The organism is Streptomyces griseoloalbus (assembly GCA_014650015.1).
In the GTDB taxonomy this organism is placed as follows: domain Bacteria; phylum Actinomycetota; class Actinomycetes; order Streptomycetales; family Streptomycetaceae; genus Streptomyces; species Streptomyces griseoloalbus.
The window spans coordinates 73,868-88,476 of record BMUD01000014.1 but is presented as its reverse complement, the minus strand read 5'-3'; the positions used below and the strand labels follow the sequence as shown (position 1 = coordinate 88,476).

At 74.1% G+C, this 14,609-nt stretch carries 12 protein-coding genes; 7 read left to right on the top strand and 5 right to left on the bottom strand.

The genetic code is table 11. From position 1 onward, the window contains the following. Nucleotides 1-335 precede the first annotated feature (335 nt). From IE178_RS21615 to afsS, 4 genes are all read left to right on the top strand, one after another. Nucleotides 336-1,919 (top strand): CehA/McbA family metallohydrolase, encoded by a 1,584-nt coding sequence (locus IE178_RS21615; RefSeq protein ID WP_193513446.1) that lies wholly within the window; start codon nucleotides 336-338, stop codon nucleotides 1,917-1,919. A 38-nt stretch (nucleotides 1,920-1,957) separates the two neighbouring features. Then, nucleotides 1,958-2,353 (top strand): nitroreductase family deazaflavin-dependent oxidoreductase, encoded by a 396-nt coding sequence (locus IE178_RS21610; RefSeq protein WP_193513445.1) that lies wholly within the window; start codon nucleotides 1,958-1,960, stop codon nucleotides 2,351-2,353. 126 nt (nucleotides 2,354-2,479) lie between these two features. Next, nucleotides 2,480-5,437: an SARP-family global regulator AfsR gene (afsR, locus tag IE178_RS21605; RefSeq protein WP_193513444.1), complete on the top strand. Its 2,958-nt coding sequence runs from the start codon at nucleotides 2,480-2,482 to the stop codon at nucleotides 5,435-5,437. A 213-nt stretch (nucleotides 5,438-5,650) separates the two neighbouring features. After that, on the top strand, nucleotides 5,651-5,839 hold the full coding sequence (afsS, locus tag IE178_RS21600; RefSeq protein WP_193513443.1) for a regulatory protein AfsS: 189 nt from the start codon (nucleotides 5,651-5,653) through the stop codon (nucleotides 5,837-5,839). Nucleotides 5,840-5,930: 91 nt separating this feature from the next. On the opposite strand, the gene IE178_RS21595 is transcribed toward afsS, so the two are convergent. The 3 genes from IE178_RS21595 to kbpA all read right to left on the bottom strand — a co-directional run bounded on the left by IE178_RS21595 (nucleotide 5,931) and on the right by kbpA (nucleotide 9,991). Next, the gene (locus tag IE178_RS21595; RefSeq protein ID WP_193513442.1) at nucleotides 5,931-6,446 is read right to left on the bottom strand and encodes a hypothetical protein; all 516 of its coding nucleotides are present in this window, start codon (nucleotides 6,444-6,446) and stop codon (nucleotides 5,931-5,933) included. Nucleotides 6,447-6,675: 229 nt separating this feature from the next. Beyond that, on the bottom strand, nucleotides 6,676-9,060 hold the full coding sequence (gene afsK, locus IE178_RS21590; RefSeq protein WP_184763805.1) for a protein serine/threonine kinase AfsK: 2,385 nt from the start codon (nucleotides 9,058-9,060) through the stop codon (nucleotides 6,676-6,678). A gap of 208 nt (nucleotides 9,061-9,268) precedes the next feature. Continuing rightward, the gene (gene kbpA, locus IE178_RS21585; protein WP_193513441.1) at nucleotides 9,269-9,991 is read right to left on the bottom strand and encodes an AfsK-binding protein KbpA; all 723 of its coding nucleotides are present in this window, start codon (nucleotides 9,989-9,991) and stop codon (nucleotides 9,269-9,271) included. 134 nt (nucleotides 9,992-10,125) lie between these two features. Between kbpA and IE178_RS21580 the strand changes: the two genes are divergently transcribed. After that, the gene (locus tag IE178_RS21580; RefSeq protein ID WP_184763989.1) at nucleotides 10,126-10,761 is read left to right on the top strand and encodes a TetR/AcrR family transcriptional regulator; all 636 of its coding nucleotides are present in this window, start codon (nucleotides 10,126-10,128) and stop codon (nucleotides 10,759-10,761) included. Nucleotides 10,762-11,000: 239 nt separating this feature from the next. Beyond that, nucleotides 11,001-11,666 (top strand): pyridoxine/pyridoxamine 5'-phosphate oxidase, encoded by a 666-nt coding sequence (locus tag IE178_RS21575; protein ID WP_193513440.1) that lies wholly within the window; start codon nucleotides 11,001-11,003, stop codon nucleotides 11,664-11,666. Here the strand turns inward: IE178_RS21575 and IE178_RS21570 are convergent. Then, nucleotides 11,644-12,297, bottom strand: a complete 654-nt coding sequence (locus IE178_RS21570; protein ID WP_438874398.1) for a GNAT family N-acetyltransferase — start codon at nucleotides 12,295-12,297, stop codon at nucleotides 11,644-11,646. The two genes, IE178_RS21575 and IE178_RS21570, sit on opposite strands and share 23 nt — an antisense overlap. Before the next feature lie 156 nt (nucleotides 12,298-12,453). On the opposite strand from IE178_RS21570, the gene IE178_RS21565 reads away from it, so the two are divergent. Beyond that, nucleotides 12,454-13,656 carry a flavin-containing monooxygenase gene (locus IE178_RS21565; protein ID WP_193513439.1) on the top strand — a complete coding sequence of 401 codons (1,203 nt, stop codon included), beginning with the start codon at nucleotides 12,454-12,456 and terminating at the stop codon, nucleotides 13,654-13,656. Between the two features lie 40 nt (nucleotides 13,657-13,696). On the opposite strand, the gene IE178_RS21560 is transcribed toward IE178_RS21565, so the two are convergent. Further along, nucleotides 13,697-14,608 carry a hypothetical protein gene (locus IE178_RS21560; protein ID WP_193513438.1) on the bottom strand — a complete coding sequence of 304 codons (912 nt, stop codon included), beginning with the start codon at nucleotides 14,606-14,608 and terminating at the stop codon, nucleotides 13,697-13,699. Nucleotide 14,609 lies beyond the last annotated feature (1 nt).

Genomic DNA, 14,609 nt, shown 5'->3' with positions numbered 1-14,609 from the left:
CCGACACCGGCTGCGCTCGCCCCTGCCGGCGACACCCACCGGTACCGCGAACCTCCCCGGTACCGGCGACGCCCACCGGCACGGGCGGCACCTCATCAATACCGGGGCGGACCCCATCTGTCCATACCGACCGGTCGGCATCGTGGGCTCGCTCCGGACGCACACGCCGCCCCAGGGTGACGGCCCCCGATCAGCGCGGGGCGAGTCGGCCGGAGCGGCGGTGTCCGCCCGTTCCCTTCCCTTACGCGGCAGTTCACCGCTCCATACAAAGGTTGCACCGCACCACCCCTGCGTCACCCACGCCCTGTCATCACCGACACCCTGGGAGCAGCAGCATGTGCGAGGAGCACCACAGCGGGATCGGACGGCGCGCCGTCTTCCTGACGGGCGCCGCCGCCGCGCTTACGTTGGGAAGCGTGAGCTTCGCTTCCGCGGCGGGCCGTGACGGCCAGGAGACGAGGACGGTGCGCGGCACCCTCCCGCCGGGCGCCCCCGACTTCGTGTACGTCCCCGTCGACGTTCCCGACGGCGTACGCGAGATCAAGGTCGCCTACTCCTACGACAGACCGACCGTGCCGGCCGGCACCACGGGCAACGCCCTCGACATCGGCATCTTCGACGAGCGCGGCATCGAGCTGGGCGGCCGGGGCTTCCGTGGCTGGTCGGGCGGGGCGCGCACGGAGTTCTTCCTGCGCGCCGACGACGCCACCCCCGGCTACCTCCCCGGCCCCGTGCGCGAGGGCACCTGGCACATCGTCCTCGGCCCGTACACCGTGGCCCCCCGGGGGCTGTCGTACGAGATCACCGTGACGCTGACCTACGGGGAGCCCGGCGAGACGGTGCGGCCGGTGTATCCGCCGGAGCGGGCCACGGGGCGGGGGCGGGCCTGGTACCGGGGCGACTGCCATCTGCACTCCTGGTACTCCGACGGCCGCCGCACCCCCGCCGAGATCGCCGCGCTCGCCCGCGCGGCCGGGCTGGACTTCATCAACAGTTCCGAGCACAACACGCACTCCGCGCACGCCCAGTGGGCCGAGGCCGCCGGGGACGACCTGCTGGTGCTGCTGGGCGAGGAGGTCACCACCCGCAACGGGCACGTCGTGGCGCTCGGCACGGATCCCGGCACCTTCGTCGACTGGCGCTACCGCGCCCGCGACAACCGCTTCGGCCGGTTCGCCCGGCAGATCCGCCGCGCCGGGGGCCTGGTCGTCCCCGCCCATCCGCACGCCACCTGCATCGGCTGCAACTGGAAGTTCGGTTTCGGCGAGGCGGACGCCGTGGAGGTGTGGAACGGCCCCTGGACGCCCGACGACGAGGTGGCGCTCGCCGACTGGGACGCCCTGCTGGTCGCGTCCGTGCGGCAAGGACGGGAAGGACGGGGAGGACGGGGAGGACGCGGAGGACGGGAGGGACGGGAGGCGAAGGACGAGCGGGACGGGCGCGACTGGATCCCGGCGATGGGCGGCAGCGACGCCCACCGCGACCCGGACGTCGTCGGCCACCCGCAGACCGTGGTCCTCGCCGACGACCTGACCCGTCGGGCCATCCAGGACGGCATCCGCGCGGGGCGTTCCTACATCGCCGAGTCCCAGCACGTCTCCCTCGCCTTCACCGCGTCCGGCGGGCACGGTGAACACGCCGGAATCGGCGAGCGGTTGCGGGTGGACAACGACACCCCGGTCACCGTCCGCCTGGAGGTCACCGGCGCCCCGCGCTGCACCGTCCGGTTCGTGACCGACCAGGGCCTGCTGCACACCAGCGCGCCACTGCCGGTGTCCGGGGCGGGGGTGGTGGAGTGGCGGACCACCGCGTCGTACGCCGCCTACGTGCGCGCCGAGCTGCGGCACGAGACCGCCGCCGGACCGCTGCCCGGCGTTCCGGCCGCCTTCACCAACCCGATTTTCCTGGGCCACCGGTAGGCCCCTCCCCCCTGGTCCGCCGGTAGGCTCGTCGCACGATGACCTCTCGCGCCGAACGCAAGTACCGGGCCGCCACCGCCTTCCAGCGCCGGATCGGGAACCCCCTCCTGCGCCGGCTGCCGTTCCAGACCCTGCTGGAGACCAGGGGCCGGGTCTCGGGCCTGCCCCGGACCACCCCGGTGGGCGGCCGGCGGGTCGGGGATGCCTTCTGGCTGGTGTCGGAGTTCGGCGAGCGCTCGCAGTACGTCCGCAACATCAAGGCGGACCCCCGGGTGCGGGTGCGCATCCGGGGCCGCTGGCACACCGGCACCGCCCGTCTCCTGCCCGACGACGATCCCCACGCCCGGCTGCGCGCCCTGCCCCGCTTCAACAGCGCCGCCGTGCGGGCCTTCGGGGCGGGGCTGCTGACGGTGCGGGTGGATCTGGACGGCTGAGGGCGAAGATGTGTGGGCTCGGTGACGGCCCGTCGCGCCCCATGTGATCGCCGTCTCGCACGGCTGACGCGTCCGGCCCGAAGAAGGCAAACTGGCCTAGTTGCTGAGGATGCATAGGGGGACTGCATGGACGGTGTGCCGCGGGTACCGGAGCAGCGGCGTCCCGGCTCCTCGCCGGAGCCGGAGGCACTGCGCTTCAGCGTGCTCGGCCCGGTGCGTGCCTGGCGCGGCGCCGAACCGGTCGCCACCGGCAGCCCGCAACAACGCGCGCTGCTCGCCGCCCTGTTACTGCGCGAGGGCCGTACGGCCACGGCGGCCGAGCTGATCGACGCGCTGTGGGGCGAGGAGCCGCCGTCCCAGGCGCTGGCGGCGGTCCGTACGTACGCCTCGCGGCTGCGGAAGGTGCTGGATCCCGGCGTCCTGGTCAGCGAGTCCGGCGGCTACGCGGTGCGCGGGCTCGGCGAGGGGGCGCTGGATCTCGCGGTCGCGCAGGAGCGGGCGGCACAGGCGGAGAAGGCGCGGAACACCGGGGACCTGTGTCACGCGCGCGACGTGCTGAACCGGGCGCTGTCCCAGTGGGACGGCGAGACGCTGGCCGGGGTGCCGGGGCCGTACGCGGAGGCCCAGCGGGTGCGCCTGGAGGAGTGGCGGCTCCAACTGCTGGAGACCCGCCTGGACATGGACCTGGAGCAGGGCTGCCACGCGGAGGCGGTCTCGGAGCTGACGGCGCTGACGGCCGCGCACCCCCTGCGGGAGCGCCTGCGCGAGCTGCTGATGCTGGCCCTGTACCGCAGCGGACGCCAGGCGGAGGCGCTGGCGGTGTACGCGGACACGCGCCGTCTGCTCGCCGACGAACTGGGCGTGGACCCGCGCCCCGGACTCCAGGAGCTCCAGCAGCGCATCCTGCGGGCCGACCCGGGCCTGGCGGAGCCCTCCGCCCCGATGGCGGAACCGGTGGCGGTCCAGGTCCGCCCGGCGCAACTCCCGGCGACCGTGCCGGACTTCACGGGCCGGGTGTCCTTCGTACGGGATCTGAGCGAGGTACTCGCGTCGGCGTCCGGCGCCGAGGGGCAGGTGATGGCGGTGTCGGCGCTGGCCGGCATCGGCGGCGTCGGCAAGACGACCCTCGCGGTGCACGTGGCCCACCAGGCACGGACCGCCTTCCCCGACGGCCAGCTGTACGTCGACCTCCAGGGCGCCGGCGCCCGGTCGGCGGAACCGGAGACGGTCCTGGGCTCCTTCCTGCGCGCCCTGGGCACGGCGGACTCGGCGATCCCGGACTCGCTGGAGGAACGGGCGGCGCTGTACCGCTCCGTGCTGGACGGCCGCAGGGTCCTGGTGCTGCTGGACAACGCGCGCGACGCGGCGCAGGTACGCCCCCTGCTGCCCGGGACGGCGGGCTGCGCGGCGCTGGTGACCTCCCGGGTCCGGATGGTGGACCTGGCCGGCGCCCACCTGGTCGACCTGGACGTGATGTCGCCGGACGAGGCGCTGGCCCTGTTCACGAGGATCGTCGGCGAGGAACGGGTGGGCTCGGAACGCGAGGCCGCGCTGGACGTGGTGGCGGCCTGCGGCTTCCTGCCGCTGGCGATCAGGATCGCGGCGTCCAGACTGGCGGCGCGCAGGACGTGGACGGTGTCCGTGCTGGCCGCCAAGCTGGCCGACGAACGCCGTCGTCTGGACGAACTCCAGGCGGGCGACCTCGCGGTCAAGGCGACGTTCGAGCTGGGCTACGGACAGTTGGAGCCCGCCCAGGCCCGGGCGTTCCGCCTGCTGGGACTGGCGGACGGCCCGGACATCTCCGTGGCTGCGGCGGCGGCGGTGCTGGACCTGCCGCCGGAGGACACCGAGGACGTGCTGGAGTCCCTGGTGGACACGTCGCTGCTGGAGTCGGCGGCCCCCGGCCGCTACCGCCTCCACGATTTGGTGCGGCTCTACGCGCGTGCGTGCGCCGAACGCGACGAACAGCCGCCCGCCGAACGGGAGGCGGCGCTGTCGCGGGTGCTGGACTTCTACCTGGCCACGGCGGCGGGCGTGTACGCGATCGAGCGGCCGGGGGACCGGTTGGTGGACGACCTGGAACTCACCGAGTATCCGGGGCTGCGCTTCGCCAACGGGTCCGCGGCTCTGGACTGGCTGTACAGCGAAGCGTCACCCCTGCTGGCCTGCGTGCAGCAGGCCGCGGGCACCGATCGGCTGCGGCGGGCGGTGGATCTTCTGTGGGCGGCCAAGGATCTGACCGAGTCGGGGGCCAACTCGCACCAGTACGAGACGACGGCCCGGGCGATGTGCGCTGCGGCGCGGGACTCCGGCGACGCCCGCGCGGAGGGAAGGGCGCGGACCACGCTCACCAACGTCCTCCTGGTCTACGGCCGTATCCAGCAGGCCGAGGAGCAGGCGCACCGGGCCATGGAGCTGGCGGCCTCGGTGCGGGACGCGACCGCGGTCAGCTGGGTCGCCAACGACCGGGGACTCATCTGCCTGCACCAAAGTCGCTATGCCGACGGCGAGTCCTTCTTCAACCAGGCGATCGAGGGACACCGCATCGCCGGCAACCGGCTCGGTGAGGCCGTCACGCTCGCCAATCTCTCCCGGGCCTACCTGGGGTTGGGCAACGTCTCCACGGCCGTCTCCATCGCTCGGCACAGTCTCGCCGTCCACTCGGAGCTGGGCAGGCCCATGCGGCGCGCCAGCGCCCACTTCGCCCTCGGCCTGGCCCTGGCCAAGGCCAACCGTCACGCCGAGGCCCTGAGCCAGTTCGTCGACGCCCAGGGCATCTTCACCGAGCACCGCCAGCGACTCTGGGTGGGCAACACCCACTTCCGGATGGCCGAGGTGCATCTCGGTGCCGCTCGCCCCGCGCAGGCCGCTCAACACGCCGAGCAGGCCCTTGCGCTGGGCTGCGTCGGCGGGGACAGGATGCGGGGGAACGTCGTGGCCCTCCTGGGCCGGGCACTGTCCGAACTCGGCCAGGCGGACCGGGCCAAGGCCTGCTGGCAGGAGGCCCTCAACCTGTACGAACAGTGCGGCGTCGCCGAAGCCGGCGAGATCCGCAACCTGCTGAAGGGCACGACGGCGGCGTGAGGGAGCCGCCTGCGCACGCGGCACGCGCGGACGTTCAGCATTCGTTTATCGGCACCCGGCACTCTCGAACCAGTCGGACCGTCGCGTCGGGGGGCAGGCAGTCCGACCGGGGCCGGACCGGTGATGTGCGGCTCCGAACACCCGTCCGGTAGCCCTCGGGGGAGCTACCGGACGGGCCCGACCGACTCGTTACGACCACAGGAAGTCAAGTCGATGAGCGACACGAAGAAGGACGCGGACGCCACCACGCAGGACAACAGCATGCCCACGCCGCCGGCGGACGGGGACGCCGCGACGCTGGACAACAGCATGCCGAGCGAACCGGCCAAGGGTGAGGCCATCACCACGCTGGACAACAGCATGCCGGCCCCGCCGGCCCTCGACCTCGACGGCGGCAAGTAGCCGTCCTTCTCACACGGGGATCGGCCGCGGCGGCGCGGAGGGGGAGCCGCCGCGGCCGACGTGTGTCCGCGGGTCTTCCGGCGGTCCTTGGTCAGGCAGCGGGCGGAGCGTACGGGTCCGGGTCGCAGTCGGCCACCCGGGGGACGAGTTGGCTGTCGCCGATCTCCACCCGGGCCGTCACCGTGTCGCCGCCCGGCACGAAGACGTCCTCCGCCGGGGCGGTGACCTCCGTACCGGAGGCGTCCACGAAGGTCACGGTGACGGTGAAGGAGCCGGAGGCGGTGTTGGGGTTGCTGACCTCGACGGTCGCGTACGGGGCCGTCTGCGAGGCGCAGCTCACCAGTTCCACCGTGGCGCCCAGATCGGGCGACGACGCGTCCGCACCGGCGTCGCCGCTGCCCGTGTCGTCGTAGTCGTCGTCGTCGTAATCGTGGTGCGAGCCTCCGGAACTCGACGAGTCGTGGTTCTGGCCGGAGCTGCTGCACCCGCCGCCGCCCGACCCGTCGCCGCCGCCGCTGCCGCCCCGGCCGGTCGAGAAGCCGGTGAGGGTGAGGACGACGAGTGCCGAGACCGCTGTGAGCCTGAGTGTGTTCCCCCGAGGAATCATGCCCGACAGCCTAGCGATCTTCGTGTCACGAGCATGTCACTACGTGGCGACCGTCGCGTACCCGGCGTAGCGTCTGCGGTGAGAGCGGCGAGCGAGCCGCTCCCCGCAGCGGCGGCCGCCGTCCGGCACCCCTTCCGCGCACCGGCACGACGGCCGTCCCGCACGACGGCCGTCCGCACCGCGCCCAGGTGTGCTGTCCCGGGACGTTGGTGACACGCGTGCTGGGTGCTTAGCTCGTGCGCGCCGTGCCCGTCCCCTTCTCCGCGTCCAGCGCGTACACACAGCGGTCCTTGCTGCACGCGTACACCACGCCGTCCCGCACCACCGGGGAGCCGGTGATCTCGCCGCCGGTCGCCAGCTTCCAGCGCAGGCGGCCGTCGTCGGCCTTCAGGGTGTACAGCAGGTGGTCGCTGGAGCCGAAGTGGATGCGGCCCTCGGCGACCGTGGGAGCGCCCACGATGTCGCCGCCCGACTGGAAGCGCCACTTGGGCGTGCCGGTGACCGCGTCCAGGGTGTACAGGCCCTTGCCGCTGCCCACGTGGACATGGCCGGCGGCGACCAGGACCGGCTCGATGGAGGCGCGGGACTCGGTGGCGATGCGCCAGCGGTCGCGGCCGTCGGTGGCGTCGAGGGCGTAGACCGTGCCGAGGTAGTCGGCGAGGTAGATGCCGCCGCCGGTGACGGCCGGGCCGGGGACGAAGGCGGGCGGGGCGAGGAAGACCGCCGGCGCCTCGAAGTGCCAGCGCACATGGCCGCCGGCGATGTCCAGCGCGAGGACGCGGGTGCCGGCACAGACGTAGACGTGGCCGTCGGGGGCGTGGGTGAGGCGGACCGGGACGCCGCCGCAGGAGGCCGCGTCGCCGATGGGGTACGACCAGCGCTCGTCGCCGGTGCGCGCGTCCAGGGCGCGCAGGCGGGCGTCCTGCCACACGTAGACGGTGCCGTCGTGGACGGCCGGGCCCGCCTCCGGGGACTCGAAGTCGGTCTGGCAGCCGGTGACCTCCCACAGCTTCTGCCCGGTGGACGCCTCCCACGCCTGGACGCCGCCCCCGCGCGTACCGGTGACGACGGTGCCGCGGTCGGCCTTGAGGGCGTACACCCAGGCGTCCGTGGACAGCCGCCACAGGTCGCCGCCCTCACGGGCGTCCAGGGCGAACAGGGTGGGGCCGTCGGAGGCGTGGATACGGCCGTCGGCGACCGCCATCGACCAGGCGACGTCCCGGGTCTTGAAGCGGCGCCGGCCGGTGGCGACGTCCAGGGCGTGCACCTCGAAGGAGGTGACGTAGACCAGGTCGCCGTCGACGGACGGGGTGCCCCAGACGTCGTTGGACATGCGGAAACGCCACGGGCGCCAGCCCCCGGGCTGCTCCGGCGGCACGGTGGGCGCGGCCGGCGCCGGTACGGCCGGGTCGGCGCCGTTGACGCCGGGGCGCGGCTTGGACCAGGTGGCGGCCAGGGCGGCCGCCGGCGGGGGTGCCTTGACGGCGGCCGCGCGCGTGTCGGCGACGCGCGGGCCGGGCCCGATGGGCACCGCCGCACCCGCCAGGCGTACCGGACCGGTGTCGGGGGTGCCCGCGGGGGCGCCCACGCCCGCGCCCACGGGTGCGGGCATGGACGGGGGCGGCGGCGGGACGACGGGGTCGTGCGGCGGCGGCGGAGGCACGGGGGGACGGGCGCCGCCGGCGCTGCGGCCCGCTCCGGCGGGCCTGGGGGCCGGCCGGCCGCCCCGGCGCGCCTCGATCAGGCTCACCGCCCGCTCGGGCAGCCAGGCCGAGGCCGTACCGCTGTCGTCGGATCCGGAGCCGAAGAGGTGCGGGGCGAGCTGGGCCTGGAGGTCGGCGGGGTTGGGCCGGGCCGTCGCCTCCATCTGCATGCAGGCCTCGATGAGCGGACGCAGCTCGTCCGGGAGGCCGTCGAGGTCGGGGCCCTCGCGCAGCAGCATGAAGACGGTCTCGACGGGGTTGGCGCCGTGGAAGGGCGGGTGCCCCGTGGCGGCGAAGACCAGCATCGAGCCCAGCGAGAACACATCACTCGCGCCGGTGACGCTGCGGGAGTCCTTGGCCTGCTCCGGGGACATGTAGGCGGGGGTGCCGACGGCGACGTTGGTCATCGTCAAACGCGTGTTCGACACACCGGAGGCGATACCGAAGTCGATCACCCGGGGGCCGTCCTCGACGACGAGGACGTTGGAGGGTTTCAGGTCGCGGTGGACCAGCCCGGCGCCGTGGATCGACTGCAGCGCCTCCGCGACGCCCGCCGCGAGCCAGCGCACCGCCTGGGCCGGGAGCGGCCCGCACTCGTTCACTATCTCCTCGAGGGAGGGCGCGGGCACGTACGCGGTGGCCAGCCACGGCACGGCCGCGCGCGGATCGGCGTCCACGACGGCCGCCGTGTAGAAGCCGGAGACCGCGCGGGCCGCCTCCACCTCGCGCGTGAAGCGGACGCGGAAGAGCTGGTCCTCGGCCAGTTCGGTCCGGACGGTCTTGATCGCCACACGCCGTCCGGACGCCGAGCGCGCGAGATAGACCAGCCCCATGCCGCCGGCTCCCAGCCGTCCCAGCACCTCGAACGGCCCGATACGCCGCGGATCGTGCTGCGTCAGCTGATCCACCACTTGCCTGCCACCTCCCCGTACGAGTCGCGCCACCACCTGTGCACGCGACCGAAGTGCAGCGTCTCACCACCGCACCGCCGCGGCGCCACGCACCCCGATTCTTCCTGTCCGGGCGCCCGGTTGCGAACCGGCCGACAAATAGGGTGTCCAGGTTTACATACGACACCATGGGCGGACGGGTGGGTCCATGGACGGCTCGGTGGGCGGTTCAGCGGTGCAGCAGGGCGAAGGACGCCCCCTGATTGTCGGTGACCACGGCCGCGGCGCCGTAGGACGTCTCGAAGGGCGGAACCTGGACCCGGCCGCCGAGCCGGGCCGCCTCCCGCATGCCCGCCTCGGGGTCCTCGACGGCGAAGTGGACGAGGAAGTGCGGCGGCATCTCGGCGGGGAAGACGTCCGAGACCGGTGCGCGGCCGAAGTCGGGGTCGGCGTCCGGACCGAACAGGGCGTCGTGGAAGAGGCCGCCGTAGAAGGTGTCGGCCGTCTCGGTGTCCCGGGTGTACAGCTGGACCCAGGCGAAGGTGCCCGGCTCGTGCCGGCGGCCGAAGCCGCGGCTCTCCCCGGCCTGCCAGAGGGCGAACACGGCGCCCTCGCGGTCGGTGACGAGCGCGGTGACGCCCAGGTCGCCGAACCGCGCCGGCGGCGAGACGATCTGTCCGCCGCCCACGCGGATCCGCCGGCACAGCGCCTCGGCATCGGGGGTGGCGAAGGACACCGTCCACACGGTGGGCAGCCGGCCGTCCGTCTTGCGCGCGAGGGAGGCGACGGGCTCTCCGTCCTTCAGCGCGCGGACGGTTCCCTGGGGCTGGTCCTCGAAGGTCCATCCGAAGAGCTCACCGTAGAACCGCCTGCCCGCCGCCACGTCGGGAAGCTGCGCGTCCACCCAGCAGGGGGTGCCCTCCGGGTAATCCGATGCCCTGTTTTCGGCCATGCCGCCAAAGTAACCTCGTCGCCCGCACCCCGCAGACCAGGCACACCAGCCTCCGGGAACCCCCACACCCCATTTGCAGTCGGCCGAATCGCGCTCCGATCACCCGTCGGTAAGCTGACGTCATGACAGGACAAGTGCGTACCGTCGACGGCCGCGTGGCCGGCCGGCGTGGGCAGGCGACCCGGCAGAAGCTGCTCGACTGCCTCAGCGAGATGCTCAGCTCGTCCCCCTACCGGGATGTCAAAGTCATCGATGTCGCCCGCCGCGCCGGGACTTCGCCGGCCACGTTCTACCAGTACTTCCCGGACGTCGAGGGCGCCGTTCTGGAGATCGCCGAGCAAATGGCCGCGGAGGGCGCCGGGTTGACCGAGCTGCTGGAGGGCCGCTCCTGGGCCGGCAAGGCCGGCTGGCAGACGGCGCAGCAACTCGTGGACGGCTTCCTGGAGTTCTGGCGGAAGAACGACGCCATCCTGCGCGTCGTGGATCTCGGTGCGGCCGAGGGCGATAAACGTTTCTCCAAGCTCCGTACGAAGATCCTGAACTCCGTGAACAACTCGCTGGCGGAGTCCGTGGCCGAGTTGCAGTCCAAGGGGCGGGTCGACAAGGACGTGAACCCGGCGGCGATCGCCGGTTCGCTGGTCGCCATGCTCGCGGCCGTGGCCTCGCACCAGAAGGCCGTCTCCTCCTGGGGCGTGAAGCAGGCCGAACTCAAACCCAACCTGGCGCTGTTGGTGCACCTGGGAGTCACCGGCAGGAAGCCGTCCAGGTAACCGCCCGGCGGCGCACCCTCTTCGGCGGTCCTCCTCCATCCAAGTCCTGTCATGCGGGCGGCGGTTCACTCCGGTGGGCCGCCGCCCGTCGCGTGGTGCGCCGGCACGGGGTGAGCCCCGCGCGCCGACTCGCAGGAGGTGACCACGGCGGGCAGGTCATCGTGCGCATGCCGCCCGAGCGGTGGGTGCCGTCGGACCTCGGGTCGGCGTGAGCGTGCCGCACGCCCGACAATCGGGACATGGAACCCGATCTCCACGAGCTGCTGAGGTCCCTGCGGGTGTGGGACCCGGCGGTCACCGACCTGCCCCCGCTCGACCCGGACGCGGCACCCGCCGAGCCGCTGGCGCTGTTCACGCGGTGGTTCGCCGAGGCGGTGGCGGCCGGGCAGCCCGAGCCGCACACCATGTCCCTGGCCACCGCGGACGCCGGAGGGCTGCCGGACGCGCGGATCGTGATGCTGCACGGCGCGGACGCCGACGGCTGGTCCTTCGCGACCCACGCGCACAGCCGCAAGGGCGGCCAGCTCGCCGACCGCCCGTATGCCGCGCTGGCCTTCTACTGGCCGGTGCTGGGCCGCCAGGTGCGGGTGCGCGGACCCGTCGGTGCCGCACCGGCCGAGGAGGCGCGGGCGGATCTGCGGGTCCGCTCCACCGGGGCGCTGGCCGCCGCGCTGACCGGCAGGCAGAGCGCCGTCCTCGGCTCGGTGGAGGAGCTGGCCCGGGCCTCGGAGGAAGCCTGGGAACGGGCGCGGCGGGAGCCGGACGCCCCGGCGCCGTCCTGGACCCTGTACCGGCTGCTCCCGGACGAGGTGGAGTTCTTCCAGGGCGACGCCCGGCGGCGGCACGTCCGGCTGCGCTACCGCCGCGAGGCGCGGGGGTGGGTCAGGGAGCTGCTGTGGCCGTGACCGTGCCGGGGCCGGGCTCCGGGTCGGTCGCGAGGCGGGCGTGCAGATGGGCGTCGCGGAAGGCGTCGTGGCGGCCGGCCTCGAAGATCGCCCCGCGCATGGTCCCCTCGTGGCGGAACCCGCACCGCTCGGCGACCCGGCAGGACGCCTCGTGCCCCAGGGCGTGGTTCAGCTCCAGCCGGTGCAGGCCGCGTTCGGTCAGGGCCCAGTGCGCGGCGAGCAGCAGCGCCCGTCCGGCGACCCCCCGGCCGCGCGCCTCGGGGAGCACCCAGTAGCCGACCGTGCCGCGCAGCAGCACGGGGTGCATGTCGTTGACGCCGATGTGCCCGAGCGCCGTACCGCTGCCGGCGTCGGCGATCCGGAAGGACGCCCCCGTGCCGTCCGCGTCGTACCGTGCGCATCGGCGCAGCGACTCCCGGGCGCTGTCCGTATCCGTGATCGGCCGGAACGGAGTGTTCCAGCGCCGGAACTCCGGGTCCGTGAGGCCGCGCAGCCACACCTCCACGTCGGCCCGGGACTCGGGGTCCCAGGGGCGCAGGCGCAGACCGTGACCGCGGAGTTCGGGGAGGGGCCCGGGCCGGCCGCGCTCGCCCGGGGAGGACATCCGGTCGCGCTCGACTGGAGGGGACATCCGATTGCGCTCGCCTGGAGGGGACATCCGATTGCGCTCGCCTGAGGAGGACATGGGGACATTCAAACCCGCGATCCCTACACACGTGATCAATCCGCAATCAATTCCGGTCTTGACCGAGACCCATCAACCAGGTGCGGGATTACGCTCGCGCTCATGGCCGACTCCACCACCTCCGCGCAGCCCACCGCGCCCCACCGGGCAGAGCGCCCCGTCTACGTCATCGGCGGCGGGCCGGGCGGACTCGCCGTCGCGTACGCCCTGCGCGCCCGGGGGATACGGGCCGTGGTCCTGGAGCGGTCGGACCGTGTGGGGGACTCGTGGCGGCGCCACTACGACCGGCTGCGCCTGCACACCACCCGGCGGCTGTCCGCCCTGCCCGGTCTGCCGATGCCGCGCCGGTTCGGGCGGTGGGTGGCCCGGGACGACGTGGTCCGGTACCTGGAGAAGTACGCCGAGCACCACCGCCTGGAGATCGTCACCGGGGTCGAGGTCTCCCGGGTCGAGCGCGCCCCCGACGGCACCGGCTGGCTGCTGCACGCCACCGGGGGCCGCGAACTGACCGGCGCCGCGGTCGTCGTCGCCACCGGCTTCAACCACACGCCCCGCATCCCCGACTGGCCCGGCCGGGACGCGTACACCGGCGAGTTCCTGCACGCCTGCGCCTACCGCAACGCGAAGCCCTTCGCCGGCCGGGACGTGCTCGTCGTGGGCGTCGGCAACACGGGGGCCGAGATAGCCGTGGACCTGGTGGAGGGGGGCGCCTCCCGGGTGCGGCTGGCGGTGCGCACCCCTCCGCACATCGTGCGCCGCTCGACCGCGGGCTGGCCCGCGCAGTACTCGGGCCTCCTGGTGCGCCGCCTGCCGGCCGGCCTCGTCGACCGGCTGTCCCGGGCCCAGGCGAGGGTGGCACTGCCGGACCTGTCGGCCCAGGGCCTCCCCCTTCCCGGCACCGGTCTCTACAGCCGGGTGAAGGAGGGGGCCATCCCCGTGCAGGACGTCGGCCTCATCGACGCCGTACGCACGGGGGCGGTGGAGATCGTGGCCGCGGTGGAGGGGTTCGAGGACGGCGCGGTCGTCCTGGCCGACGGCGAGCGCGTCCGCCCGGACGCGGTCATCGCGGCCACCGGCTACGTCCGCGGCCTGGAGGGCCTGGTCGGCGGCCTCGGCGTCCTCGACGACCGCGGCCGACCGGTCGTCCACGGCGCCCGCACCCCGGACAACGCCCCCGGCCTCTACTTCACCGGCTTCACCACCCCGATCAGCGGCAACCTGCGCGAACTCGCCCTCGACGCCCGGCGCATCGCCCGAGCGGTGTCCCGCTCGGGGACGGGGGGAGTCTCCCGGCTGCCCGGGTGACGGCCGTGCGCGGCGCCTACGACGGAGCGGTGACGGCCCGTCAGCTCCGCGTCAGGACGCGCAGGTCACCGGCGTCCGGGTCGCCGAACAGCACGAACAGTTCGGGATCGTCGGCCGTACCGCCGATCGTCCACACCGTCTCCCGGCCGCAGTCCCCGTCGAGGCTCAGGAGGACGCCGTCCCGCTCCCCCGCGCGATCCGGCGTGTCGGGACTCCAGGTGCCGGACCCCTCACAGACCACGAAGTCCTCCGCGTCCGGCGCATCGTCGAACGCGCCCCGGGCCGGCAGTGCGGTGCTCTCCGCCCGGCCGCCGGGCAGCAGCCGCAGGACCGCGCCGTCGTCCCCGCGCCAGACCCCGGCGAGTTGCCCGGCGGACAGCTTCGGCGGCTCGTACTCGGCGAGCACTCCGGTGAAGGAGGCCAGCAGGGCACCGAGGAAGGCCGCCACGAACAGGGCGGCGGAGACCGGCGCCGCGCCCAGCCAGATGCCCCAGGTCCCCCACGCCCGCCCCGTGCGCCGGGTCCGCCCGCGCCCGGAGGCGATGCCGAGCACGGGCAGCACGCCCAGGAGGGACAGCGCCAGGGCCGTGGCCGGGAACGACCCGCCCCACAGCAGGGTGACCGGTGCCGCCCAGGCCGTCCCGAGCAGCACCACGCCCCCGAGGTGCCGCGCCCACTCGGGCCCCCGGACGTGCCGGGCGGCGCGGCGGGCGAGGGCCAGGGCCGGCAGCGGGTGCAGGACCGCGTGCAGCAGGCCGAGGCAGGGCAGTACGAGCGGGGCGAAGAGGAGCACACAGAGCAGCCCGAACGCTCCGCCGTATCCGGCGCCGTAGTCGTCGGTGCCGCTGTCGGCGATGATCCACCACAGCAGACCGGCCGCGGGCAGCTGCCCCGCGCCCAGCGCCGCGGCCGTGTGCAGATCGCTCCGCCGGCCGCCCTCCCCCCGTCCCATG